Annotated in this window: 25 protein-coding genes and 1 pseudogene; 19 read left to right on the forward strand and 7 right to left on the reverse strand. The window is 56.3% G+C overall.

Annotated elements, in window-relative coordinates; genetic code table 11:
• Positions 1-106: 106 nt before the first annotated feature.
• The 9 genes from HB779_RS11525 to HB779_RS11565 all read left to right on the forward strand — a co-directional run bounded on the left by HB779_RS11525 (position 107) and on the right by HB779_RS11565 (position 7,779).
• On the forward strand, positions 107-2,326 hold the full coding sequence (locus HB779_RS11525; protein ID WP_188342547.1) for a bifunctional (p)ppGpp synthetase/guanosine-3',5'-bis(diphosphate) 3'-pyrophosphohydrolase: 2,220 nt from the start codon (positions 107-109) through the stop codon (positions 2,324-2,326).
• 13 nt (positions 2,327-2,339) lie between these two features.
• Entirely contained in the window at positions 2,340-2,918 is a 579-nt protein-coding gene (gene pyrE / locus HB779_RS11530; protein ID WP_188342548.1) for an orotate phosphoribosyltransferase, read from the forward strand.
• A 72-nt stretch (positions 2,919-2,990) separates the two neighbouring features.
• The gene (locus HB779_RS11535; RefSeq protein ID WP_188342549.1) at positions 2,991-3,551 is read left to right on the forward strand and encodes a DUF2062 domain-containing protein; all 561 of its coding nucleotides are present in this window, start codon (positions 2,991-2,993) and stop codon (positions 3,549-3,551) included.
• Positions 3,548-3,952: a holo-ACP synthase gene (gene acpS / locus HB779_RS11540; protein ID WP_188342550.1), complete on the forward strand. Its 405-nt coding sequence runs from the start codon at positions 3,548-3,550 to the stop codon at positions 3,950-3,952. The genes HB779_RS11535 and acpS overlap by 4 nt, the downstream gene beginning before the upstream one ends.
• A gap of 80 nt (positions 3,953-4,032) precedes the next feature.
• Positions 4,033-4,815 (forward strand): signal peptidase I, encoded by a 783-nt coding sequence (gene lepB, locus HB779_RS11545; protein ID WP_188342551.1) that lies wholly within the window; start codon positions 4,033-4,035, stop codon positions 4,813-4,815.
• Between the two features lie 7 nt (positions 4,816-4,822).
• The gene (gene rnc / locus HB779_RS11550; RefSeq protein WP_188342552.1) at positions 4,823-5,536 is read left to right on the forward strand and encodes a ribonuclease III; all 714 of its coding nucleotides are present in this window, start codon (positions 4,823-4,825) and stop codon (positions 5,534-5,536) included.
• A complete protein-coding gene (gene era, locus HB779_RS11555; protein WP_188342553.1) occupies positions 5,533-6,471 on the forward strand; it encodes a GTPase Era in 939 nt (312 codons plus the stop codon). Before rnc ends, era begins: the two co-directional genes overlap by 4 nt.
• 16 nt (positions 6,472-6,487) lie before the next feature.
• Entirely contained in the window at positions 6,488-7,264 is a 777-nt protein-coding gene (recO, locus tag HB779_RS11560; protein ID WP_188345894.1) for a DNA repair protein RecO, read from the forward strand.
• On the forward strand, positions 7,261-7,779 hold the full coding sequence (locus tag HB779_RS11565) for a PaaI family thioesterase (protein ID WP_188342554.1): 519 nt from the start codon (positions 7,261-7,263) through the stop codon (positions 7,777-7,779). Before recO ends, HB779_RS11565 begins: the two co-directional genes overlap by 4 nt.
• A 6-nt stretch (positions 7,780-7,785) precedes the next feature.
• Here the strand turns inward: HB779_RS11565 and HB779_RS11570 are convergent, their stop codons facing one another.
• Positions 7,786-8,136 (reverse strand): hypothetical protein, encoded by a 351-nt coding sequence (locus tag HB779_RS11570; RefSeq protein ID WP_188342555.1) that lies wholly within the window; start codon positions 8,134-8,136, stop codon positions 7,786-7,788.
• 76 nt (positions 8,137-8,212) lie between these two features.
• Between HB779_RS11570 and HB779_RS11575 the strand changes: the two genes are divergently transcribed.
• The 5 genes from HB779_RS11575 to HB779_RS11595 all read left to right on the forward strand — a co-directional run bounded on the left by HB779_RS11575 (position 8,213) and on the right by HB779_RS11595 (position 12,562).
• Positions 8,213-8,746, forward strand: coding sequence for a TetR/AcrR family transcriptional regulator (locus HB779_RS11575; protein WP_188342556.1), 534 nt, complete (start codon positions 8,213-8,215; stop codon positions 8,744-8,746).
• 281 nt (positions 8,747-9,027) lie between these two features.
• Positions 9,028-10,431, forward strand: a complete 1,404-nt coding sequence (locus tag HB779_RS11580; protein WP_188342557.1) for a PTS galactitol transporter subunit IIC — start codon at positions 9,028-9,030, stop codon at positions 10,429-10,431.
• 26 nt (positions 10,432-10,457) lie between these two features.
• A complete protein-coding gene (locus HB779_RS11585; protein WP_188342558.1) occupies positions 10,458-10,919 on the forward strand; it encodes a PTS sugar transporter subunit IIA in 462 nt (153 codons plus the stop codon).
• 22 nt (positions 10,920-10,941) lie between these two features.
• Positions 10,942-11,229, forward strand: a complete 288-nt coding sequence (locus tag HB779_RS11590) for a PTS sugar transporter subunit IIB (protein WP_188342559.1) — start codon at positions 10,942-10,944, stop codon at positions 11,227-11,229.
• 154 nt (positions 11,230-11,383) lie between these two features.
• The gene (locus tag HB779_RS11595) at positions 11,384-12,562 is read left to right on the forward strand and encodes a glycoside hydrolase family 5 protein (protein ID WP_188342560.1); all 1,179 of its coding nucleotides are present in this window, start codon (positions 11,384-11,386) and stop codon (positions 12,560-12,562) included.
• Between the two features lie 4 nt (positions 12,563-12,566).
• On the opposite strand, the gene HB779_RS11600 is transcribed toward HB779_RS11595, so the two are convergent.
• Positions 12,567-13,805, reverse strand: coding sequence for an MFS transporter (locus HB779_RS11600; RefSeq protein WP_188342561.1), 1,239 nt, complete (start codon positions 13,803-13,805; stop codon positions 12,567-12,569).
• A gap of 649 nt (positions 13,806-14,454) precedes the next feature.
• Between HB779_RS11600 and nadA the strand changes: the two genes are divergently transcribed.
• From nadA to panB, 5 genes and pseudogenes are all read left to right on the forward strand, one after another.
• A complete protein-coding gene (gene nadA / locus HB779_RS11605; RefSeq protein ID WP_188342562.1) occupies positions 14,455-15,528 on the forward strand; it encodes a quinolinate synthase NadA in 1,074 nt (357 codons plus the stop codon).
• 44 nt (positions 15,529-15,572) lie between these two features.
• A complete protein-coding gene (locus HB779_RS11610) occupies positions 15,573-17,153 on the forward strand; it encodes an L-aspartate oxidase (protein ID WP_188342563.1) in 1,581 nt (526 codons plus the stop codon).
• A 50-nt stretch (positions 17,154-17,203) separates the two neighbouring features.
• On the forward strand, positions 17,204-18,067 hold the full coding sequence (nadC, locus tag HB779_RS11615; RefSeq protein WP_188345895.1) for a carboxylating nicotinate-nucleotide diphosphorylase: 864 nt from the start codon (positions 17,204-17,206) through the stop codon (positions 18,065-18,067).
• Positions 18,064-18,908: pseudogene (gene panC / locus HB779_RS11620) on the forward strand (pantoate--beta-alanine ligase). Before nadC ends, panC begins: the two are co-directional and overlap by 4 nt.
• 21 nt (positions 18,909-18,929) lie before the next feature.
• Positions 18,930-19,745 (forward strand): 3-methyl-2-oxobutanoate hydroxymethyltransferase, encoded by an 816-nt coding sequence (panB, locus tag HB779_RS11625; protein ID WP_188342564.1) that lies wholly within the window; start codon positions 18,930-18,932, stop codon positions 19,743-19,745.
• Between the two features lie 2 nt (positions 19,746-19,747).
• Here the strand turns inward: panB and HB779_RS11630 are convergent, their stop codons facing one another.
• The 5 genes from HB779_RS11630 to HB779_RS11650 all read right to left on the reverse strand — a co-directional run bounded on the left by HB779_RS11630 (position 19,748) and on the right by HB779_RS11650 (position 22,791).
• Entirely contained in the window at positions 19,748-20,050 is a 303-nt protein-coding gene (locus HB779_RS11630) for a HigA family addiction module antitoxin (protein WP_188342565.1), read from the reverse strand.
• Positions 20,051-20,140: 90 nt separating this feature from the next.
• Entirely contained in the window at positions 20,141-20,653 is a 513-nt protein-coding gene (locus HB779_RS11635; RefSeq protein WP_188342566.1) for a cupin domain-containing protein, read from the reverse strand.
• An 8-nt stretch (positions 20,654-20,661) separates the two neighbouring features.
• A complete protein-coding gene (locus tag HB779_RS11640) occupies positions 20,662-21,627 on the reverse strand; it encodes an NAD regulator (RefSeq protein WP_188342567.1) in 966 nt (321 codons plus the stop codon).
• A gap of 2 nt (positions 21,628-21,629) precedes the next feature.
• Positions 21,630-22,145 carry a tyrosine phosphatase family protein gene (locus HB779_RS11645; RefSeq protein WP_188342568.1) on the reverse strand — a complete coding sequence of 172 codons (516 nt, stop codon included), beginning with the start codon at positions 22,143-22,145 and terminating at the stop codon, positions 21,630-21,632.
• Positions 22,146-22,155: 10 nt separating this feature from the next.
• Complete coding sequence (locus HB779_RS11650) at positions 22,156-22,791, reverse strand: HD family hydrolase (RefSeq protein ID WP_188342569.1); 636 nt, start codon at positions 22,789-22,791, stop codon at positions 22,156-22,158.
• Between the last annotated feature and the right edge of the window lie 208 nt (positions 22,792-22,999).

Below are 22,999 nucleotides of genomic sequence, written 5' to 3' on the forward strand. Positions count from 1 at the left end.
GCCTTTCTGCGGCGCATTATTTTTGCGTCTTGGTAACGCAATCACCATATATCGCGTACCATATATCGCCCGATAATTAGATGTTTAAGGTTGGAGGCTTTCGTCCATGATGCGTCAGTATGAGCTTGTTGAGCGTGTTCAGCGTTACAAGCCTGACGTCAATGAGGCGCTGCTTAACAAGGCCTACGTCTATGCCATGCAGAAGCATGGCCATCAGAAGCGCGCTTCGGGCGATCCTTATTTCTCGCATCCGTTGGAAGTCGCCGCGATTCTCACCGATATGCACCTCGACGAGGCAACGATTGCCATCGCGCTGCTGCATGACACGATTGAGGACACATCCGCCACGCGGCAGGAGATCGATACACTGTTCGGCCCTGATATCGGCAAGCTTGTCGAGGGTCTGACCAAGCTGAAGAAGCTCGATCTCGTCTCCAAAAAGGCTGTGCAGGCCGAAAATCTGCGCAAGCTGCTTCTGGCGATTTCCGATGACGTTCGGGTTCTGCTGGTCAAACTGGCTGACCGTCTGCACAATATGCGCACGCTGCACCATGTGCCGCCGGATAAACGCCTGCGTATCTCCGAAGAGACCATGGATATTTATGCGCCGCTCGCTGGCCGCATGGGTATGCAGGACATGCGCGAAGAGCTGGAAGGGCTGGCATTCCGCTATATCAACCCTGAAGCTTTCAATGCGGTGACGAATCGTCTGGCCGAGCTTCTGGAAAAGAACCGGACGACACTGGCGCAGATCGAGACGGACCTTTCGAGCCTCTTTGAGAAACACGGTATCAAGGCGGGTGTCAAAAGCCGGCAGAAGAAGGCCTGGTCAGTTTTCCGCAAGATGGAAAGCAAAGGCCTCTCGTTCGAACAGCTTTCCGATATTTTCGGGTTCCGCGTCGTCGTGGACACGGTTGCAGACTGTTATAACGCACTCGGCATCATCCATACGACGTGGTCGATGGTTCCCGGCCGGTTCAAGGACTATATCTCGACGCCGAAGCAGAACGATTATCGCTCCATCCATACGACGATTGTCGGTCCGTCGCGCCAGCGCGTTGAACTGCAGATTCGCACCCGCGAAATGAACGACATTGCCGAATACGGCGTTGCCGCCCATTCAATCTACAAGGATCGCGGCAGCGCCCAGAATCCGCATGTCATTTCGACTGAAACCAATGCCTATGCATGGCTGAGGCAGACCATTGAAGCGCTGGCAGAAGGCGATAATCCGGAAGAGTTCCTCGAGCACACCAAGCTTGAACTGTTTCAGGATCAGGTTTTCTGCTTTACCCCGAAAGGCCGTCTCATCGCCTTGCCGCGCGGTGCGACGCCGATTGATTTTGCCTATGCGGTGCATACGAACATCGGCGACAGCTGCGTTGGCGCCAAGGTCAATGGCCGTATCATGCCGCTGATGACCGAGTTGCATAATGGCGATGAGGTGGAAATCATCCGCTCCAAGGCGCAGACGCCGCCTGCCGCCTGGGAATCCGTGGTTGTAACGGGAAAGGCCCGCGCGGCCATCCGCCGTGCCACACGGCTTGCCGTGCGCAAGCAATATTCCGGCCTCGGCATGCAGATTCTCGAGCGGGCCTTTGAGCGCGCCGGAAAAGTCTATTCGCGTGAGGAATTGAAGAAGGGCCTGCCACGTCTTGCCCGCAAGGAAATCGACGATGTGCTGGCCGCTGTCGGCCGGGGTGAATTGCCATCGTCTGATGTGATGAAGGCGGTCTATCCGGAATATCAGGATTCAAAACCCAAGCCGACTCCAAGCGAGCGTGAGGAGGGGTGGGTCAATTTCCGTAATACATCAGGCATGATCTTCAAAATGCCCGATGGAAGTGAGGGCAAGGGCTGGGAGCCCGGTGGGCCGCAGGCTCTTCCGATCCGTGGCACAAGCCCTGACATGCCGGTGCATTTCTCGCCGGAAGGCGCCGTGCCGGGCGACCGCATTGTCGGTATTCTGCAGCCGGGCTCCGGCATGACCATCTATCCGATCCAGTCATCGGCGCTGATGGCCTATGACGATCAGCCGGAACGCTGGATCGACGTGCGCTGGGATATAGACGAGAGCAGGCGTGATCGTTTCCCGGCCCGCATCAACATCTCGGCCATCAATGCGCCGGGCTCATTGGCGGAAATCGCCCAGATCATTGCGGCAAATGAAACGAATATTCACAATCTCTCGATGGTTCGCACGGAACCTGATTTTACCCAGATGATCGTTGATCTGGAGGTTTGGGATCTGAAGCATCTCAACCGGATATTGTCGAAACTCAAGGAAAGCAAATGCGTGAGCGATGCGCAGCGCGTCAACGGATAATGAAGGACTGAAGATGAACACTGATGAAGTGCTGGATGTATTTCGCGAAGCCGGTGCCGTTCTGGAAGGGCACTTTATCCTGACTTCGGGCTTGCGGAGCCCGACATTCCTGCAAAAAGCCCGTGTTTTCATGCATGCAGACAAGACCGAGCGCGTGTGCCGCGCGCTTGCTGACAAGATCCGGTCTGCCGGTCTCGGCCATATCGACTATGTTGTCGGACCTGCCATCGGTGGCATCATCCCGGCCTATGAAACGTCGCGGCATCTTGGCGTCCCAGCCATCTGGGTCGAGCGTGAAAATGGTGTATTCCGGCTTCGCCGCTTTGAAATTGCCAAGGGCGCACGTGTCGTCATCGTTGAGGATATTGTATCCACAGGCCTGTCGATCCGCGAGACGGTGACGACCCTGCAGGAACTCGGTGCCGAGGTTGTGGCCGCTGCATGCATCATCGACCGGTCAGCTGGCAAAACAAATGTCGGCGTGCCACTGATTGCACTGGCGGAATATGAAGTACCGGCATATCCTGCCGATCAATTGCCTCCCGAGCTTGCCGCAATTCCGCCTGTTAAGCCCGGTAGTCGTAATATTTGATCCACTTTCGAGAAGAGCGCCCGGCCGGTTGTACGCATACATCGGCCTGCCGCGCTGAGGGACTTGACGACAATGCTATTTAAACGGCGCACAAAACCGGGCCTTCGCGAACGCATGCGTGTCGCGCTGTGGCCCCGCCGCTCCGTTGGCCGGTCGCTGCGCTATTTCGGCAAACGCGTCCTGCGCTTGCGTGCAACGCCTCATGCCATTGCGGCTGGTCTTGCTGCAGGCATCTTTTCCTCGTTTATCCCTATTCTCGGTGTGCACATCGCGGTTGCCTTGGCTATTGCCTGGGTCATTGGCGGCAATATCGCTGCCGCTATTCTTGGCACGACGCTGGGCAATCCGCTTTTTCTGCCTTTCATCTGGGGTGCAACCCTGGAAGCGGGGCGCTTTGTCCTCAGCGGCGGCCCCAGCGATGAGCCTTTCCCGCATCATCTCGGACACATGTTGCGGCATCTGGATTTTGCCGAATTATGGGGTCCGATTGTCAAACCCATGTTGATCGGCGCTATTCCGCTCGGCCTGATTGCTGCGCTTGTTGTCTATTTCCCCACGCGCTGGCTCGTTGCGAGCTTCCAGAACAGGCGAAAGGCAGGCTTTCGTCTGGAAAAAGTCGCTGAAACCTCATGATCATCGGCATAGGCAGTGATCTGATCGATATCAGGCGTATCGAAAAGACCTTGGAGCGGCATGGCGATCGCTTCATTGAGCGGGTCTATACGCCGGTAGAAAAAGCCAAATCCGAACGCCGCAAGCTGCGTGCCGCATCTTATGCCAAGAGGTTTGCAGCCAAAGAAGCCTGCGCCAAGGCGCTGGGCACAGGTTTGGCGCAGGGTGTTTTCTGGCGCGATATGGGCGTTGTCAATCTGCCCAGCGGTGCGCCGACCATGCGGCTGACCAATGGTGCTGCAAAGCGTCTTGATGCGATTCTGCCAGCTGGCCACACCGCGCGCATTCATGTGACCATCACTGACGATTTTCCGCTTGCACAAGCATTCGTGATTATTGAAGCCCTCAAAATCGAAGATTAGCCTTAATCAAACGGCATTAAGCGGCATTGCTCCCTGCGGTTTCAGCCGCTAAGAGGGGGCACGTTACAAATTTTGGAGATATGACGAGCGTGAGCGACAAATCTGTTGTGAAGAAATCTGGTGGTCTCGGCGAGACAATCAGCGTTATCGTGCAGGCTCTGCTGCTCGCATTGGTTATTCGTACCGTGCTGTTTCAGCCGTTCAACATTCCGTCCGGCTCGATGCGCCCGACGTTGCTTGAAGGCGATTATCTCTTCGTGTCGAAATTCTCCTACGGTTTTTCCAAGTTTTCGATCCCATTCGCTCCTGACCTGTTTTCGGGCCGTATTTGGGGCAGCGAGCCGCAGCGCGGCGATGTTGCCGTATTCCGCAAGCCGAATGATACCTCGCTGGACTTCATCAAACGTGTGGTTGGTCTGCCCGGTGATCGCGTGCAGATGCGTGGCGGAGTGCTTTACATCAACGATGTGGCGGTGCCGCGTGTGAAGGTCGGGCAGATCAACAATCCTGACATCACCGAGGTCAATCGTCCTGTTGATGTCTATCGCGAAACGCTGCCGAACGGCGTCACCTATGACACGCTTGATCTGACACCCAATGGCCTTGGCGATGATACACGCGAGTTCGTGGTTCCTGCCGGTAACTATTTCATGATGGGTGACAATCGCGATAATTCCGCCGACAGCCGCTTTGACGTTGGTTACGTGCCATTCGAAAACTTCATCGGCCGCGCCAACATCATTTTCTTCTCCATTGCCGGGAAAGCAAGCCCGCTGGAACTGTGGCGCTGGCCTTCGGAATTGCGCTTCGACCGGCTGTTCCACAGTGTGAATGGAACATCTTTCACCCCGAAGAGCCAATGAGCCGCCCATGAACCTGTCCGCAGATGTCGTTCGCAGACTGGAGGAACAGACAAGCCACACATTTCGCGATCTTGCCCGGCTTGAGCGTGCGCTGACCCATGCCAGTGCCCGCCAATCCGTTGGATCGGATTATGAGCGGCTTGAGTTTCTGGGCGACCGCGTCCTCGGGCTGGTCATCGCTGAAATGTTGTTTCGCGTCTATCCGACAGCCAGTGAAGGCGAGTTGTCCTTGCGGCTGAATTCGCTCGTCAATGCCGATACATGTGCGGCAGTCGCCGATGAAATTGGTCTGCACGAGTTCATTCGCACCGGTTCCGACGTTAAAGGACTGGCTGACAAGCGACTGAAAAGCCTGCGTGCCGACGTGGTGGAATCACTGATTGCAACGATTTATCTGGACGGCGGGCTGGAAGCGGCGCAACCTTTCATCCAGCGTTACTGGGATGCCCGTTCGCGTGAGATCAATTCAGCGCAGCGTGATCCCAAAACAGAATTACAGGAATGGGCCCATCAGCAGGATGGAGCTCAGCCTTTATACAGCGTGGTCGAGCGCACCGGCCCGGACCACGATCCACAGTTTACGGTGAAGGTAGAGGTAAAAGGCTTTTCGCCTGCAACCGGCATGGGACGTTCCAAGCGTATTGCCGAGCAGGAAGCCGCCGTTGCCTTGCTTTACCGCGAAGGCGTCCGTGAGAAGACGCAGGAAGAGGGACAAAAATGACCGATCAGGATGTGACACCGGAGGTGACCCAGCCAGAAGGCCCGACACGCTCGGGCTTTATTGCTTTGATTGGCGCACCCAATGCTGGCAAGTCGACGCTGGTTAACCAGCTCGTTGGCAGCAAGGTTTCCATCGTTACCCACAAGGTGCAGACAACGCGGGCGCTGGTGCGCGGCATTGTCATTCACGATCGTACACAGATGGTGCTGGTTGACACGCCGGGTATTTTCAAGCCGAAGCGCCGCCTTGACCGCGCCATGGTGACGACCGCTTGGGGCGGTGCCAAGGATGCCGATCTCATTCTTGTACTGATCGACGTGGAAGAGGGCATCAACGAAGAAGCCGAGGCCATCCTCAGCACTTTCCATGAAAAGAAGCGCAAGGCGATCCTCGTTCTCAACAAGGTTGATCGTATCGAAGCGCCGAAGCTTCTGGAATTGGCGCAGCGGGCCAATGAAATGATGCATTTCGACAAGACGTTCATGATTTCGGCTCTGAAGGGCTACGGCTGCAAAGATTTGCTGAAATATCTTGCCGATAATTTGCCGGAGGGTCCATGGTATTACCCGGAGGACCAGATTTCCGACATGCCCATGCGTATGCTGGCGGCGGAAATCACCCGGGAAAAGCTGTATCTGCGCCTGCACAACGAGCTGCCCTATTCCTCGACGATTGAAACCGAGAGCTGGGAAGAGAAGCCGGACGGTTCTGTCCGCATCCAGCAGGTGATCTATGTCGAGCGCGACAGCCAGAAGAAAATTGTGCTTGGTCACGAAGGTCAGGCGATCAAGTCCATCGGCCAGGCTGCCCGCAAGGAACTGATGGAAATCCTGGAACAGAAGGTTCACCTGTTCCTGTTCGTCAAGGTTCGTGACAATTGGGGCAATGATCCCGAGCGTTACCGCGAAATGGGCCTTGAATTCCCGCACGGATAGCGCGACCTTCCCTCTCATGGAATGGCGGGACGAAGGAATCATCCTCGGCACGAGACGGCATGGTGAAACCAGCGCCATTCTCGAGCTGATGACGCGCGAGCACGGCCGCCATATGGGGCTGGTGCGCGGCGGCCGTTCCCGTCGTATGCAGCCACTGTTGCAGCCGGGAAATCGGGTCGATGTGATCTGGCGGGCTCGGATCGATGAACATCTCGGCATGATGCAGATCGAGCCGGTTTCCTTTGCGGCAGCGCGGCTGTTCGAACAGCCGGTTGGGCTTTACGCCCTGCAATTGGCGGCCGCCCACCTGCGTCTGCTGCCTGAACGCGATCCGCATCAGGGCCTCTTCGAAACGCTCGCCATTATCCTTGAACATTGCGAAGATCCGCTTATCTCGGGCGAACTCCTGTTGCGCTTTGAGATCATGATGCTGGAGGAATTGGGTTTCGGCCTTGATCTGAAGCGCTGTGCGGCAACGGGCAGCGAAGATAATCTCGCCTATGTGTCGCCGAAGTCGGGCCGGGCCGTGTCGCGTGATGCCGGTGCACCATGGGCCGACAAGCTTCTCGCCATGCCACCCTTCATGCTCAGTTCGAAGGTGCGTGCCGCATCCCTGACAGAGCTTGTCGATGCCTTTCGTCTCACCAGCTTCTTCTTCACCCGTCACGTCTGGGAGCCGCGCGCACTCAAAGCGCCGGAATCCCGCGACGGCTTTCTGACCGCTGTTTCGCGCTCCGTATCAAAGACCGCAGGGCAGGGCCTTGCCGCAGAGGAAAGGCCCGTGCTTCCATGAATTCAGCCCCTGTTTCAGCCATCGAATTTCCCGGTGGTATCGGTCTGGTACCGCTTGCCGATCTTGCCACGCGCGGCGGCCTTGAGGTGTTGCAGGCCATGTTGCGCGGTGAATATCCCGCGCCGCCCATTTCCCGGACACTTTCGTTCAATCTGTATGAGGCTGAATTGAACCGGGTGATCTTCAAGGGCGAGCCATTGCAGGAGCACCTCAATCCACTTGGCGGCATCCATGGCGGCTGGATCGCAACCTTGATGGATTCTGCCTTGGCGTGCTGCGTCATGACCACCCTGAAACCCGGCGAAGCCTATACGACGGTCGAGTTTAAAGTGAATCTCGTCCGGCCTTTGACTGCCGGCATGGGAGTTGTGACCTGCGAAGGCAAAGTTGTTCATCGCGGCAAAACGCTGGCGACGTCAGAAGCATTTCTCAGGGATCAGAACGGCAAACTTCTCGCCCACGGCACCGAAACCTGCGCGATCTTTCCGTTTGATAGCTTTGTCCGGCGGGGCTGAGGTTTTTTAGAGTCCAGCAAGCGAAAGGCCGGTCACGGCCAGCAGGACGATCCAGCCGAAATGCCGGCCGCGAGTGGCCCAGGCATTGGCGATGGCGGCGAAGCCGAATGTCAGGGCACTTGCTGCGATAATCCAGCGCGAGGCACTTTGCGACGCGATCCACGGCGAGGCGACGAGCAGTCCGCCCAAGCTGAACCACGCAACTGCACTGCATTGCCAGACCAACCGTATCAATAGTCGCAGTGATTGAGGTTCGATGCGTGCCTTGGTGAAGATTTTTGTTTCTCCAAGAACTCCATGGATAATGGCAGCAGCCATAGCCAGAATACCGGCGGTAGGAACAAGCAGGTCATGCATTGCGCTCTCCATACACTTATGTATGGTGGAGTTAACGATGCAATGATGAACGAGTCAATGCAGTGGTGTATGGTTTATGGCAGACAATCATTTAGGTCCGGCAGAATGGGTGAGTGCAGGCCTGGCGGCACTCGAATCTTCAGGTTTTACCGCGCTGAAAGCTGACAAGCTGGCAAAGGTTTTAAACGTCTCCCGTGGCAGCTTCTATTGGCATTTTGCCGATGTGGCGGCGTTTCATACCGCTGTGCTGCGCCATTGGCGCGCTGTTGCGCTGGAAGGAGTGGTCAATGAAATCGGGCACACGAACGCAGATCGGCTTGAGGCATTGCTGGAACGGGCATTTCTGGCGGATACGCGTCGCGAAGTAGCTGTCCGGGCATGGGCAACAGCAGATCCTCTGGCCAAATCAATAGTCGATTCAGTCGATATCGAACGGGTAAGCTATCTGCGCAAACTGCTGGTAGAATCTGGCATAGAGCCTGTTCTGGCGGAAACCCGGGCGCAAATTCTCAATTGGACCTATCTCGGTCATGCGCTGTCGACGCCGGGCTCGGGTCATCAATCCGTTCACGCCGCGATCTGCGATCTTTCGCAGATGATGCGGAAATAGCGCGTTGAGTTTCACTGCTGGTGGGTCCAGTCAGGCGATGCGCAGGAACAGCCTGTTCCCAGTGTTTCCTGAGTACCTGATTTGCGCGTTTTTTCGCATCGCATGAAATTTTGCTCGGATATTTCGAAATTACATCAAAATCGCAGCGTACAAGTGTGAATTCCGGTTGAGTTTCCCAATATTCCGCTAGTTTTTCCCACATATCCTGTCAAACATTGGCATGACGCACGACATGCGCGTTTAGGGGTGTGCGGCCCAAAAGGGCCGCTAGGGAGGTTGAAATGGACAGTTTCTTGGCGGGCCTGAAGGCTGCCGTCGATACGATGGGGCCAACGGTCCTGTTGCCGATCGTGATTTTCATTATCGCGGTCGTCCTTGGCGCCAAGGTTGGCCGCGCGTTCCGTGCTGCGGTGACCATCGGGGTTGCCTTTATCGGTATCAATCTCGTGCTTGGACTGATGCTGACTTCAATCGGCGACGTGGCCAAGGCGATTGTCACCAATACCGGCATCCAGCGCGACATCGTCGATGTGGGCTGGCCCTCCGCCGCCGCCATCGCGTTCGGCTCCTCGGTTGGTCTTTGGGTTATACCCATTGGTATCGCCGTCAACATCGTCCTGCTTCTCACGCGCCTGACCCGCACACTCAACGTGGACGTATGGAATTTCTGGCACTTTGCCTTCATCGGCTCGCTGGCCGTCGCGGCAACTGACAGTCTGGTTTACGGCCTGATCGTTGCTGCCCTGATGGTTGCCCTCTGTCTGCTGTTCGCCGATTGGTCAGCCAAGGCCGTGCAGCAGTTCTATGGCATTCCGGGCATTTCAGTGCCGCATCTGGCTTCAGCACAAATCCTGCCGATTGCCATTGTGCTCAACTGGATCATCGACCGCATTCCGGGGATCAACAAGATCGAGATCAACACTGAGACGTTTGAAAAGCGCTTTGGGGTCTTTGGTGAACCGGTCATTCTCGGCCTGATCATCGGTCTCGTCCTTGGTGTCATCGCCTATTACAATGCCGGTGATTTTGGTGTTGTTTTCAGCAAGGTCCTGCAGACCGGCATGACATTGGCGGCGGTGATGCTGCTCTTGCCGCGTATGGTGAAAATCCTGATGGAAGGCCTGCTGCCGGTTTCCGACGCGGCGCAAGCCTTTGTGAAAAAGCGGACGGGTGATCGTGAATTGCTGGTTGGCCTTGATTCTGCGATCCTGATTGGCCATCCCGCAGCGATTTCCTCGTCACTGATCCTTGTGCCGATTGCCATCATCCTGTCGATTATCCTGCCGGGCAACCGCGTCATTCTTTTTGCCGACCTCGCGGTTATTCCTTTCATCGTCGCCATGACAGCGCCGCTGTTGAAGGGGAATGTCTTCCGCATGGTCATCGTCGGCACGTTTACGCTGGCTGTCGGCTTCTATGTTGCCAATGCGCTTGCGCCGCTATTCACCAGCGCGGCCCAGTCGTCAGGCTTCAAGATGCCTGCCAATGCAGTGCAGATCACCAGCGTCGTTGATGGATTCCTCTGGGTGTCCTATGCGGTGATTGCCGCGATTCGGGGTCTTGGTATGGCTGGTCTCGGCGTCATTGCCGTCATCATCGCCGGTGCATTCTGGGCCTACCATCGCAATACGGCGGCTTGGGAACGTGCTGCCGGTGCCGATGACAGTGCGGACAAGACTGCCTGATCACAGGCACAGACTGGAGTAAGTGAATGGCGCAAGCCTTGATGCGTTACCTCGATCCTGGAGCGATTATCCTCGGGATCGAGGCTGGAAATGACCAGGAAGTCATCCAGATATTGTCCGATCGTTTGCATGATCTGGGATATGTGAAGGCGAGCTTTGCCGCGGCAGTTCTGGCCCGGGAGGCGGCTTTGCCGACCGGTTTGCCCCTGGGATTGGACAACAATGTTGCCATTCCCCATACGGACCCGGAACATGTCCTCAAATCAGGTCTGGCGATGGCAACCTTATGCAAACCGGTTGCCTTCTCAAACATGGAAGATCCGGACGAAAAACTTCAGGTCAGCGTGGTGTTCCTGATGGCGTTGAATGACAAGGATCAGCAGATCGAAATGCTGCAGGAAATTGCTTTGACCATTCAATCCGCCGATACGATCACCGCGCTGATACAATCCGACTCCGTTGAAGACGTATCCCGGCTTCTTGGTTAAGCTGCTGGACGAAGGGGAACCAATGACCAAACTGAAAACCGTACTTTTCGCCTGTGGAACCGGCATCGCCACGTCAACCGTCGTCGCCCATGCGGTCGAGGATGCACTGAAGGAACGCGGGATCCGTTTTAACGCGCGGCAATGCAAGGCAACAGAAGTCGCCGGACAGATCGACGATGTCGATCTGGTGATTTCCACCACGCAATTGCCGAAAGATCTCGGTAAGCCCGTAATTACCACGCTGGCTTTTCTGACGGGCATCGGCAAGGCCGATGTACTGGACAAAATCGAAGCCGCCTTGCGCGATTGATCCGCACATTATCTGATCCAGATAATGATCCCGCCGCTTGTTAACCTCAAGCGGCGGTTTTTGTTTATAGTCACAGGCAAGTGCCAAAATTGGCCCAATATTGCCTTGTTGCTCGCGCAATCGGCGCATTGCCGAATGATTTTACGGAGTGCCCATGCGTATCGCCACCACCTTGTTTCTATCCCTGACCATGACCTGCGCGGCCAATGCCGCTGATCTGATGCGTTTCTGGGATACGCCGCAGCATGGCGGCAACAGCTTCAATCGCCTGCCGCCGGATCAGGCCTATTTCGATGCTTTGAAAAGCTATGGTGCGAGCTGGGTGCGTCTCTCCTATGATAAGTGGAAACCGGCGAAACGGGATTTCCTGATGGGCGATGCCGATCACTACGAAGGCATTCCGGCCTCGGATCTTGCCACGCTGAAAGCTGCGTTGGATCGTGCCGACAAGGCGGGCCTGAAGGTTGTCATTGCACCGCTTTCCCTGCCGTCGATGCGCTGGGCGCAAAACAACAACGGCAAATTTGATGACCGGCTTTGGCAGGACAAGGCGAAGTGGCAGCAAGCCGTGCAGTTCTGGCATGATCTGGCTCTGGCGCTGAAAGATCATCCGGCGGTGGCGGCATACAATATCATCAACGAACCTGCGCCGGAAAAGATGGGCGGCGTTGCCGAACATGCCAGTGCAGCCGACCTTCAGGCTTGGTACAAAAAACAGCAGGGTGGATCACGCGATCTGATTGCGTTTTATAACACCGTCATCGCTGAGATCAGAAAGGTTGATCCGGTCACGCCTGTCATGGCCGATGCAGGCTGGTATGCGGCTGCGGACGCCTTCAATTATTGGCCGAAGCCGCTTGATGATGAGAAAGTCCTCTACAGCTTTCACATGTATGAACCATATGATGCGACAAGCGCACCGAACATCAAGCGCAAGAAGCCTTATCTCTATCCGGGCGAGGTGCCGTTTGCCGGTTCAACCGTGAACTGGAATGCCAGGAAAGTTGCGGATTATCTGGCTCAACCGGTGGATTGGGCCAAAGCGCACAGCATCCCGCTTAACCGCATGGTTGCAGGCGAATTCGGCTGTATGCGCATGCTTGCCGGCTGCAAGACCTATCTCGATGATGTGCTGACCGTGCTCGACAAGGACCAACTGCATTGGGCCTTCTACAGTTTCCGCGAGGATAGCTGGGATGGCATGGACTACGTGTTGGGCTCGCAGAAGGTAAACTGGAAGTATTGGGAGGCCATTGATGCCAATGAGCCCGATCCGGTCAAGCGCAAGGCAACGCCGGAATTCGAGCCCATTCGTAAGCGCCTGCAGCCATAAGCTATTATTCGGCCGGTTGCAGGAGAGGGCGGTCCGCCTCCCGCTCCTCAATCGGCCAATGAACGATTGCAGCGAATAGGCCAAGGACAACGCTCAGCCACCATACGGGGTTGTAGCTGCCGAAATGAACGTAGAGATAGCCTCCAAGCCAGACGCCGAGGAACGAACCGAGCTGGTGTGAAAAGAACACGATACCGCCCAGCATGGCGAGATAACGTGTACCGAACATGATGGCTACCAGCGCATTGGTTGGCGGCACGGTTGAAAGCCACATCAAACCCATCAGAACGGCAAAAATGACGACTGACGTGCCGGTCTGCGGCAGGAGCAAAAATGCTGCCACCAGTACCGAACGGCCGATATAGAGATAGGTGAGAAATTTTGGCTTGGAGTAGCGCTGACTGATAACGCCGGAGGCCAGCGAACCGATCACATTGAAAAAACCGATCAGGGCAAGTGCCAGAACTGCGTAGCGGGCATCGATACCGATATCGTTGATATAGGCGGGGAAATGGGCGGTGATGAACGCCAGCTGAAATCCGCAAACAAAAAAGCCTGTCGTCAGCAGCACGTAGCTTTTGTGGCCGAGTGCCTCCCGCAAAGCTTCGCGCATCGATTGCTTGTATTGTGCTTCGCTGATCCGTCCGCTGGAAGAATTACCGCGCAACGGGATGGCAAGGAGCGGGACGATCAGCATGGCGATGCCAAGATAAACCAATGCATCAGACCAGCCGAAGCGGTCGATCAGCGCAAGACTGAGTGGCGAAAAAACGAACATGCCGGCAGAGCCGGCCGCCGTGCCGATACCAAAGACGAACGAGCGTTTTTCAGCTGAAACGTTGCGTGCAAATGCGGACAGGATTGTCCCGAACGATCCGGAGGCAATGCCAAGACCGATAAGCAGGCCGCCGCCAAGATAGAGCAGACCGGGGGAGGTAGCCCATGCCATCAGGATAAGCCCGGCGCTATAGAGAATTGCCGACATGAGCAAAACCCGCCATGTCCCGTATTTGTCGGCTATGGCGCCAAAAAATGGCTGCCCGATACCCCAGAAGAGATTTTGCAGGGCGATGGCCATGCCGAATGTCGTGCGATCCCAGCCCCTATCCTGAAGGAGCGGCAGCTGAAACAGTCCCATGGCAGATCGCGGACCAAACGTCATGAGCGCGATGAGACAACCGGCAATGATGATCAGCCACGGTATGTCCGTTGACTTCTTTGTGTTCGACTGAATCGCAGACATCGCCTCTTCCCCCTTATATGCCGGGGAGGATTATCCTATTTGTAGTCTCAATCAATTGAATAGATGTGAATTGGCTCTTCAAGACATTTGATGAGTCGCGGGACGCAACAGGCATCCCTTGATAAAAGAATGAAGGATTATTGCATGCGGTTTGTCTTGCCAGTACTGGCTCTTGGTATCGTAACTCTTGCTGGATGTGCCAATTCGGACCGCATTAGTCCGCTGGTCTTTTGCGATCGTCCGTCCGACATGGACGCGAAAGTATTCACCAATTGCTCTCCGCGTCTCGGTGGCGACAGCCCTGCAAAACGTGATCGGGAAGCCAGGAATTTTTATCGTCACCGGGGTACGACTTACTGATTAAGCCTGTGACGTCAATCAAGGAAATGCTCTTGAAGCAGGAAGATTGATCACTCTCCAGCTGTTGTATAGCGGGCAAAGTTGCGTGCCGGATGATCTCCGATGCGGCTGCCCCGGCGCTAATCTTTAGCCGATTGTTGAAAATCTCCCTCTTGAAGCCGGGGAAATATTCCCCTATGTAGTTACCCGACGGCCTTGCCGTTTTTCTTTTGATCGTAAATATGCTCATATTGAGTATAAATGATCGATAGCAGGCAATCTGAGGAGGTTGCCGAAGGAGGAAAAGACGATGACCAGCATTGCACGCGCCACAAAGGGCCGGATCTCGGGCCAGACCGCAGCAGAACGTTTTGGTGTTCTCGAAATGCCGGATCTGTCTTTTACCCCGGAAGTGGCAGCTGAAACCGAGCATCTCTATCAGCGTGTCGCCCATCATATTCCGCGCATTGAATGGCCGGTTTATGCGCCCTATGTCGCGGCGATCAATCGCGTCAAGAAGCAGCGTAATGCCGTCATTCTTGCGCATAACTACCAGACGCCCGAGATTTTCCACTGCGTCGCGGACATCGTCGGCGACTCGCTGCAGCTCGCCCGCGAAGCAACCCGTGTTGACGCTGAAATCATCGTCCAATGCGGCGTGCATTTCATGGCGGAGACGTCGAAACTGCTCAATCCGCAGAAAACCGTTCTGATCCCGGATATGCGGGCAGGCTGTTCGCTGGCAGAATCTATTACCGGCGCCGATGTGCGCCTGCTGCGTGAAACCTATCCCGGCGTGCCGATTGTCACCTATGTCAACACGTCGGCTGAGGTGAAGGCTGAAAGTGATATCTGCTGCACCTCGGCCAACGCGGTGCAGGTGGTGGAAAGCTTCGGTGTTGATCGTGTCCTGTGCATTCCTGATGAATTTCTGGCGCAGAACGTTGCCGCCCAGACTGACGTCAAGATTTTGACCTGGAAGGGTCATTGCGAGGTGCATGAACGCTTCACAGCGGATGAACTGCTCGCTTACAGGGCGGCAGATCCGGATATCCAGATCATTGCGCATCCCGAGTGTCCGCCGGAAGTTGTTGCCATTGCTGACTATACCGGTTCCACGAGCGGCATGATCAACTACGTGAAAGACAATCGTCCGGCCAAGGTACTCCTTGTTACCGAATGCTCGATGGCTTCGAATATCGAGTCCGAAGTGCCTGACGTGAAGTTCATCAAGCCATGCAATCTCTGCCCGCACATGAAGCGCATCACGCTGCCGAACATCCTCGAGAGCCTGCTTTACATGCGTGAGGAAATCCACGTCGATCCACTGATTGGCGAACGGGCACGGCTGGCTGTCGAGCGCATGGTGAACCTGAAGAACTGACCTTCAACCCAACTGCCTCATCGGGCAACAGGGGGTAACATCAGATGAATGCTACATTTTCCGGAGCTTCGGCACAGATTGAGCCGGTTATCATTATCGGTGGAGGATTGGCGGGGCTTTTTTGCGCGCTCAAACTGGCACCGCGTCCTGTCACGGTTCTGGCGGCTGCGCCGATCGGGCGTGGCGCTTCGTCGGCTTGGGCGCAGGCTGGTATTGCGGCAGCGGTGTCGGAAGGCGATACGATCGAAAAGCACGTTGCCGATACGGTTAGTGCGGGGGATGGTATTGTTGACGAGAGCATCGCCCGGCTGATGGCGTCGGAGGCTGCGGCCCGTGTCCATGACCTGCTGGGTTACGGCGTGCCGTTTGATCGTGATCTCGAAGGCAGGTTGCAGGTATCGCGGGAAGCCGCACACTCCGAAAGCCGTATTGTCCGCGTACGCGGCGATATGGCGGGCCGCGCCATCATGCAGGCTCTGGTCAAGACGGTGGAAAATACGCCGTCCATCCGCGTGCTTGAAGGCTATGTGGTTGAGGATATCACCACGGAAAACGGCGCCGTCACCGGCGTCATTGCCCGGACCGAAGCTGGACGCGGCGAAAAAGTCCGGCTTGCATCGCATGCCGTTGTTATCGCCACCGGTGGTATTGGCCATCTCTATGCCGTGACAACCAATCCGTCTGAAGCGCGTGGCGAAGGTATCGGCATGGCCGCTCGTGCCGGTGCTACAATGGCAGACATGGAGTTTGTCCAGTTCCACCCCACCGCGCTTGATGTGCACAAAGACCCTGCACCGCTGGCGACAGAGGCCCTGCGCGGGCACGGTGCAACGCTGATCAACCGCGATGGCGAGCGGTTCATGCTGAAGATCGATCCGGATGGCGAGCTTGCACCCCGCGATGTGGTGGCACGGGGTATCTATGCCGAGGTCATGGCCGGGCGTGGTGCTTGGCTTGATTGTACCAAGGCCGTCGGCGCTAGTTTTGCCGAGGAATTTCCAACGGTCTATCGCTATTGCCGCGATGCCGGAATCGATCCGGTCACCCAGCCAATCCCGGTTATACCAGCCGCACATTATTTCATGGGCGGTATCCTGACCGACGCGGATGGCCGCACGTCGCTTGACGGTCTGTGGGCCTGCGGTGAATGCACATCCACCGGCGCCCATGGCGCAAACCGGCTGGCATCCAACTCATTGCTGGAAGCCGTGGTTTTCTCCGCCCGCATAGCCGCGAAGCTTGGTAAAGGCGATGGCAAGCCCGTAGACAACTGGTCGTCGGGTTCGGTCGATCGCGATGATCTGGAGGCTGAAGGTGACACGGCAGCAATGACAACATTGCGCAAGACCATGAGTGCCAGTTTTGGTGTTATCCGCAATCGTGATGACATGGTCGATGGGTTGAAAACCATCCTGACGTTGGAAAAAGACAACCGCGATCCGGCTTTCCGCAATGTTCTCGCAACGGCAAAGCTGGTGGCTGTCAGTGCCTTGCGGCGCGAGGAAAGCCGTGGCGGTCATTTCCGTACGGATTATCCTGAAAAACGTCCTGACTGGCAGCACCGGACATTTTTGTCGCTGGACGATGCCCAAACCTATGTCGATGCCATGATGGAACTAGCCTGACAGCAGGCGGAAGGAATAAAGATATGAACGTTTCGCAGAAGGCCAAAGCTATGCAACACGCCTTTCCGCCCAGCCTGCCAGATCTGCTGATCGAGGATGCTGTGCGTAACGCGCTGCTGGAGGATCTCGGCAGGGCAGGTGACATCACCAGCAATGCCACACTGCCGGAGGGTGCTGTTGCAAAAGCTGTTCTTTCCAGCCGTGAGGCAGGCATAATTTGCGGTTTGGGGTTTGCCCGGATGGCCTTCACGCTGATCAACCCGGCGGTAAAATTCACGGCCCTGGTCAAGGACGGCGCGCGGGTCAAACCCGGTGAAGACATAGCTATTGTCGAAGGCAATGCCCGGTCCATTCTCTCAGCCGAGCGGGTAGCGTTAAACTTCCTCATGCACCTCAGTGGCATTTCCACCTATACGGCCAAGTTTGCCGATCTGATCGCTCACACCAATGCCAAAGTGTGCGATATACGCAAAACCATTCCGGGTATGCGCGCCTTCGCCAAATATGCGGTGAAATGTGGTGGCGGTTCCAACCACCGGTTTGGCCTCGACGACGCCATTCTGATCAAGGACAACCACATTGCCGTTGCTGGCGGTGTGGCGAAGGCCATTCTTGCAGCGCAGGCCTATGCCGGGCACCTCGTGAAGATTGAAGTGGAAGTGGATGGCCTCGAACAGTTCGATGAAGCGCTTTCTGTCAATGCCGATGTGATTCTGCTTGATAATATGAGCCCGGAACTGCTTGAAAAGGCGGTCAAAATCAATGCTGGCCGGGCAAAGCTTGAAGCATCAGGCGGGATTGCATTGGACACGATCAAGGCTATTGCTGAAACCGGTGTTGATTATATCTCCACCTCGAAAATCACCATGGCAGCGCCGCCGCTGGATATCGGACTGGATATTGAACTGAAATGAAAGTCATCTCCACAATCGCCGAATTGCGGACAGCGCTGAAAGCTGAACGACTGCAGGGCAAGACCATTGGTCTGGTCCCCACCATGGGCTATCTGCATATCGGCCACATGACGCTGGTGCGTCATTCCCGCGCCGCCTGCGACGTGACGGCCGTGTCGATTTTCGTCAATCCGACGCAGTTCGGACCCAATGAAGATCTTTCCAGCTATCCGCGTGACATGGCGGGTGATCTGGCAAAGCTCAAGGCAGAAGGTGTCGATTACGTCTTCACCCCGGAGGTTGCCGAAATCTATCGTGCCGGTGCCAACACGATCGTGGAAAACCCGATGCTCTCCCGCATCTTGATCGGCAAGATCCGGCCGGGACATTTTCGTGGTGTCAGCACGGTTGTGACCAAGCTTTTCAATATTGTTCAGCCGGATCATGCCTTTTTGGTGAAAAAGATTATCAGCAATTGACCATCATTCGCCGCATGGTGATTGATCTCGATATGCCGATCACGATCACCGGTGTTGCGACAGTGCGCGAAGAAGACGGCGTCGCCTGTTCATCGCGCAATGCCATGCTGACCCCTGAAGACCGCAAGGCGGCTGTGATCCTGCCAAAATCCCTGGCGGAAGCCGAAACCATGGTTGCCAAGAGGCAGCGCTCGGTGGCCGCGATCCGCAATGTGGTTCGCACCATGCTGGAAACCGAAAAGCGCGGCGAGGTAGAAGCTGTCGATATTCGCGATGCGCAAACGCTTGATCCGGTCTCTGGCAAGTTCAAACAGCCCGTGGTTATCCTGCTCACCGTTCGCTTCGGCAAGGTGCGGCTGATCGACCAGCGGGTTATCGGCTGAGAACAAGCAGGAGGAACCGTCATGAGCCAGGAAATCGTCATGCGCCGGGTGACTGCGCCCGAGATTCGCGCCCGCAAAGGCGGCGAACCCATTGTTGCGCTTACCTCTTACCACGCCAACACGGCGCGTATTGCCGATAATCATTGCGATATCCTGCTCGTTGGCGACAGTCTCGGCATGGTGCTTTATGCAATGGATTCCACGCTTGGTGTTTCCCTGGATATGATGATCATGCATGGCCGTGCGGTTGTGCGTGGCTCGAAACGCGCCATGGTTATCATCGACATGCCTTTTGGCAGTTATGAGGAAAGCCCTGCGCTGGCGTTTCGCAATGCCGCACGTATCATGCAGGAAACCGGCTGTGGCGGTGTGAAGATCGAAGGCGGTGCGCGCATGGCCGAAACGATCCGTTTCCTCGCCGATCGCGGTATTCCTGTCATGGCGCATATCGGTTTGACGCCGCAATCGGTCAACACACTGGGCGGTTTCAAGACGCAAGGCCGTGACACCGCGCTTTGGCCGCTGATCAAGGCTGATGCGAAGGCAGTCAGCGATGCCGGAGCATTTTCCGTGGTGCTGGAAGGCATTGTCGAACCACTTGCCGCAGAAATTTCACGCGAAATACCCATTTCAACCATTGGCATCGGCGGCTCGCGCGAATGCGACGGGCAGATCCTCGTGCTTGAGGATATGCTTGGCTACAATCCGAAGCCGCCCAAATTCGTCAAGGTATATGGCAGCATCGGCGCTGGTATCGATCAGGCGGTGAAGGCCTATGCCGATGACGTCAGATCACGGGCATTCCCCGGCGATGAGCATGTGTATCCGCTGAAATAAAGCTACGCAGCGCGGATCGTTGGAATATTGCTCACATCCACTTCCCGCTCTACATGCCATGCATCATAGGCAGCCTGCATACGAAGCCATACAGCCGCTCCATCGCCAAAAGCCTTACCAAGCCGTGCAGCAACGGCGGGCGAAACGGGTTTGCGCTCGCCGATAATGTCATAAAAGTGCTGTCGCGATATACCAAGAAGCTCGGCAATTTGCGCCTTCGTCTTTCCGGTAGCCGGTATGATGTCATCAAGAAGCGCGCCCGGATGGGAGGGGCAGCGATTTGAACGAAGAGTGGCGGTTAACATGACCGAGCTCTCGAGTATGACTTTGAATATACAAGGAATTTGCTTGAATACTCAAAGCCGGTCAATTCGACATTCGTATAGGATTAAACCTCAGATTCCGTCTTTCCGATCCTTATCCGCGCCTTGCCAATATTCCATGACTGCTGATTTATCATAGCCTTCACCGGTCAGGCGAACGCTGACGCGTCCGGTCTCGGGATAGACGATCACGTCATTGGGGTTCTTTTCGCCAATCATGAGGAAGCGGCAGGGCGCATCGCTGTGATTGTAGAAGGAATGCCCAGCCTTCTGCCCTGCCGGAAAGCAGACATAATCGCCCGCTTTGACCCGGTAGGTCTTGTCGCCGAGTTTCAGGGTCATCTCGCCTTCGATAATCAGCGACTGTTCCTCTTCCAGCATATGATAGTAGTTGAGGGTCGACTCCATGCCGGGCGCCAGTTCTTCGATGGCAACGCCAACATGGCCAGCTCCGCCAAAGCCGGAAAGATAGCGAAAACGCGAGCCGTAACGCTTGTTTTCGGACCATTCCTGCCATGGCACGTCCTCGACAGCGAATGGTTCGGAAATGCCATCCGCATTGAGCGCACTTGGTTTGTCAGTCATGCTGTCTCCTATCCGCGTCCGCCAACCCGCAGGCCGGCGACACTGCGCTCCTCCAGAATATTGTGCCTGAACCGGTAAAGCGCCGCAGGCCTGCCGCGCGCCTGTGTCTGCTCGGCGCCGGTCGGTTCGACCAGTTCCGTACCTTCCACCAGCCGGCGGAAATTCTGTTTGTGCAGGTGCCGGCCGGATATGGCTTCGACGGTTTCCTGCAATGCGGTCAGCGTGAAGGTCGGTGGCATCAGTTCGAAAATCACCGGCCGGTATTTCAGCTTGGCCCGCAGCCGCGAGATTGCCGTCGCCAGAATGCGGCGATGATCGAAGCTCATCGGCAATCCCAGCTGACCCGACAGGGCGGGGCGTTCGGCCCGCCCGTCGCGAATGGCTTCCGTCACCAGACCGGCCTCATAAAGCAGTTCATACCGCTCCAGCACCCGCTCTTCATCCCAGGCAATGCCGTCATCGCCAAAAGCCAGACGAAAGCGGTTGAGCCGCGCCGGTGCGCCGCCGGTTTCGGCCCATTTGAACAGGGCGGGGCGAATGGTGTCTTCAATCATGGCGGGCTTACCGCCGCGCCAGTCTTCCCACGGCAGGAAGGAATACCAGCTGCGCCAGCGCGCGCCGGATTTGCGCAACGCTTCTTTGGTGTCGTCGGTAATGCGTGTCAGTGCGAGATAGCCGACGGAGACGATATGCAGATCGCGGTCTTCCGCCGTTTTATGCCGTCCGCGATCACCGAACGTATAGAGCTGTTCAACATAGCCAAGCCGCAGGGGCGTCTGCTCGGCCACCCATTCGCGCAAACCGGTCTCAAAGGTCCGGTGCGCCAGTGGATTGAACGGGCCAAACGGCAATTCATCGCGCTGTGCGTCGTCACCAGCAGGTGTCGTCAATATCAAAGGGTCATTGTCTGCCACTGCGGCAATCGCAGCGCTCAGATTGATTTCAACCGCATTGGGCGCTCCGGTAACTGTCATCGCTAAACCACAAGCGGCAAAATGAATGGCGTACCTTCAAAGGCATCTTCACCCCGGCCGATGGACTTGATGGCATCGACCATACGGCCCTTGCGGCTCAGCATATCATCGGCCAGCGCAACGAGCCTGCTATTGGGTGTTGCCGATGGCGCGTTCTGCCGCAAAATATGTGCCAGCCGAGCTTCGTCCAGCTCGGGATTGAGGGCCAGTGCAGTGATATAGGCCCCAGCGGTGGAACGCGATATGCCCGCATAGCAATGGATGAGCAGGGGTGTGTCGCGCTTCCAGCCTCGGCCAAAGGCGATAAGACTCTCCACGTGGTCAGCGCCGGGCGGTGTCATGCCTTCGGCTGGTTCTACGATGTCGTTGAAGCCGAGAAACAGATGCCGTTCGGCCGCAATCTCGCCGGGTCGCTCCACCGGTGTGCCCATATTGATCAGCGTCACCATATCGCGCGCACCGGAACGCGTCGCGGTTTCAGCGATGCGGGAAAGCGGTGAAATGATGATATGCGGCATGATCGGCTCTCTATCGGCTGCTGGCGCGTTGTGATTCCAATACAGCGAAACGCTGCAGAAAGGCATTTTGCGCATTCTGGGTCGCCATGGCGGTCAAGTCGAGCCCCTGCGGATCAATCCCGCGTGGACGGCCAAAGAAAAGCACTGCTTCCGTCTCGGCAAATCCCGCCAGCCGTGTCGCTTCAAAATAGGCGGCGATGGCATCAGCGCGCTTGATCTGGCTGCGCAGCCCTTGTGAAACATTGGGTGCGAGGGCGAAACGCAGATGAATGGCGTGCTGCAATCGCAACTCGATATTCTTGTAATCGCCGCCGACCACGGCCTTGAACGGCGAAATCATGTCGCCGATGACGTATTCCGGTGCATCATGCAGAAGCGCTGCGAGACGGTGGTCAGCCGTCGCATCCGGTACAATCATGCCGAAAATATGCTCAACCAGCAGGGAATGCTGCGCCACCGAATAGGCGTGATCGCCGACGGTCTGGCCATTCCAGCGGGCAACGCGCGACAGGCCCTGCGCTATATCTTCAATTTCAATGTCGAGGGGCGAAGGATCAAGCAAATCCAGCCTGCGACCGGACAGCATGCGCTGCCATGCCCGCAGTTCATTTGTTTGTTTTGTGGTTGGCTTTGCCGGTTTCGGCATGAAATCTCCGCTAAGCCTTGGTCAATCTTATGAAAATAGCTGCTTACAGCTGTATGACGTATGGTTCGTGGTTCGACAAGCTCACCATGAGGGAGAGTGAAGCTGCAAGGCTAACCGGCAGCTTCGCAGATTATACCCCTACAATCCTCATTCTCCCCCATGGTGAGCTTGTCGAACCACGAACCATGGCACTGTCAATATCGCTCCT

Source organism: Phyllobacterium sp. 628, from assembly GCF_014189505.1.
GTDB lineage: Bacteria > Pseudomonadota > Alphaproteobacteria > Rhizobiales > Rhizobiaceae > Phyllobacterium.

Excerpts from the sequence above, each read along its gene's own strand:
- HB779_RS11525 (WP_188342547.1), top strand. The coding sequence starts at position 107 with ATGATGCGTCAGTATGAGCTTGTTGAGCGTGTTCAGCGTTACAAGCCT.
- pyrE (WP_188342548.1), top strand. The coding sequence starts at position 2,340 with ATGAACACTGATGAAGTGCTGGATGTATTTCGCGAAGCCGGTGCCGTT.
- HB779_RS11535 (WP_188342549.1), top strand. The coding sequence starts at position 2,991 with ATGCTATTTAAACGGCGCACAAAACCGGGCCTTCGCGAACGCATGCGT.
- acpS (WP_188342550.1), top strand. The coding sequence starts at position 3,548 with ATGATCATCGGCATAGGCAGTGATCTGATCGATATCAGGCGTATCGAA.
- lepB (WP_188342551.1), top strand. The coding sequence starts at position 4,033 with ATGACGAGCGTGAGCGACAAATCTGTTGTGAAGAAATCTGGTGGTCTC.
- rnc (WP_188342552.1), top strand. The coding sequence starts at position 4,823 with ATGAACCTGTCCGCAGATGTCGTTCGCAGACTGGAGGAACAGACAAGC.
- era (WP_188342553.1), top strand. The coding sequence starts at position 5,533 with ATGACCGATCAGGATGTGACACCGGAGGTGACCCAGCCAGAAGGCCCG.
- recO (WP_188345894.1), top strand. The coding sequence starts at position 6,488 with ATGGAATGGCGGGACGAAGGAATCATCCTCGGCACGAGACGGCATGGT.
- HB779_RS11565 (WP_188342554.1), top strand. The coding sequence starts at position 7,261 with ATGAATTCAGCCCCTGTTTCAGCCATCGAATTTCCCGGTGGTATCGGT.
- HB779_RS11570 (WP_188342555.1), bottom strand. The coding sequence starts at position 8,136 with ATGCATGACCTGCTTGTTCCTACCGCCGGTATTCTGGCTATGGCTGCT.
- HB779_RS11575 (WP_188342556.1), top strand. The coding sequence starts at position 8,213 with ATGGCAGACAATCATTTAGGTCCGGCAGAATGGGTGAGTGCAGGCCTG.
- HB779_RS11580 (WP_188342557.1), top strand. The coding sequence starts at position 9,028 with ATGGACAGTTTCTTGGCGGGCCTGAAGGCTGCCGTCGATACGATGGGG.
- HB779_RS11585 (WP_188342558.1), top strand. The coding sequence starts at position 10,458 with ATGGCGCAAGCCTTGATGCGTTACCTCGATCCTGGAGCGATTATCCTC.
- HB779_RS11590 (WP_188342559.1), top strand. The coding sequence starts at position 10,942 with ATGACCAAACTGAAAACCGTACTTTTCGCCTGTGGAACCGGCATCGCC.
- HB779_RS11595 (WP_188342560.1), top strand. The coding sequence starts at position 11,384 with ATGCGTATCGCCACCACCTTGTTTCTATCCCTGACCATGACCTGCGCG.
- HB779_RS11600 (WP_188342561.1), bottom strand. The coding sequence starts at position 13,805 with ATGTCTGCGATTCAGTCGAACACAAAGAAGTCAACGGACATACCGTGG.
- nadA (WP_188342562.1), top strand. The coding sequence starts at position 14,455 with ATGACCAGCATTGCACGCGCCACAAAGGGCCGGATCTCGGGCCAGACC.
- HB779_RS11610 (WP_188342563.1), top strand. The coding sequence starts at position 15,573 with ATGAATGCTACATTTTCCGGAGCTTCGGCACAGATTGAGCCGGTTATC.
- nadC (WP_188345895.1), top strand. The coding sequence starts at position 17,204 with ATGCAACACGCCTTTCCGCCCAGCCTGCCAGATCTGCTGATCGAGGAT.
- panB (WP_188342564.1), top strand. The coding sequence starts at position 18,930 with ATGAGCCAGGAAATCGTCATGCGCCGGGTGACTGCGCCCGAGATTCGC.
- HB779_RS11630 (WP_188342565.1), bottom strand. The coding sequence starts at position 20,050 with ATGTTAACCGCCACTCTTCGTTCAAATCGCTGCCCCTCCCATCCGGGC.
- HB779_RS11635 (WP_188342566.1), bottom strand. The coding sequence starts at position 20,653 with ATGACTGACAAACCAAGTGCGCTCAATGCGGATGGCATTTCCGAACCA.
- HB779_RS11640 (WP_188342567.1), bottom strand. The coding sequence starts at position 21,627 with ATGACAGTTACCGGAGCGCCCAATGCGGTTGAAATCAATCTGAGCGCT.
- HB779_RS11645 (WP_188342568.1), bottom strand. The coding sequence starts at position 22,145 with ATGCCGCATATCATCATTTCACCGCTTTCCCGCATCGCTGAAACCGCG.
- HB779_RS11650 (WP_188342569.1), bottom strand. The coding sequence starts at position 22,791 with ATGCCGAAACCGGCAAAGCCAACCACAAAACAAACAAATGAACTGCGG.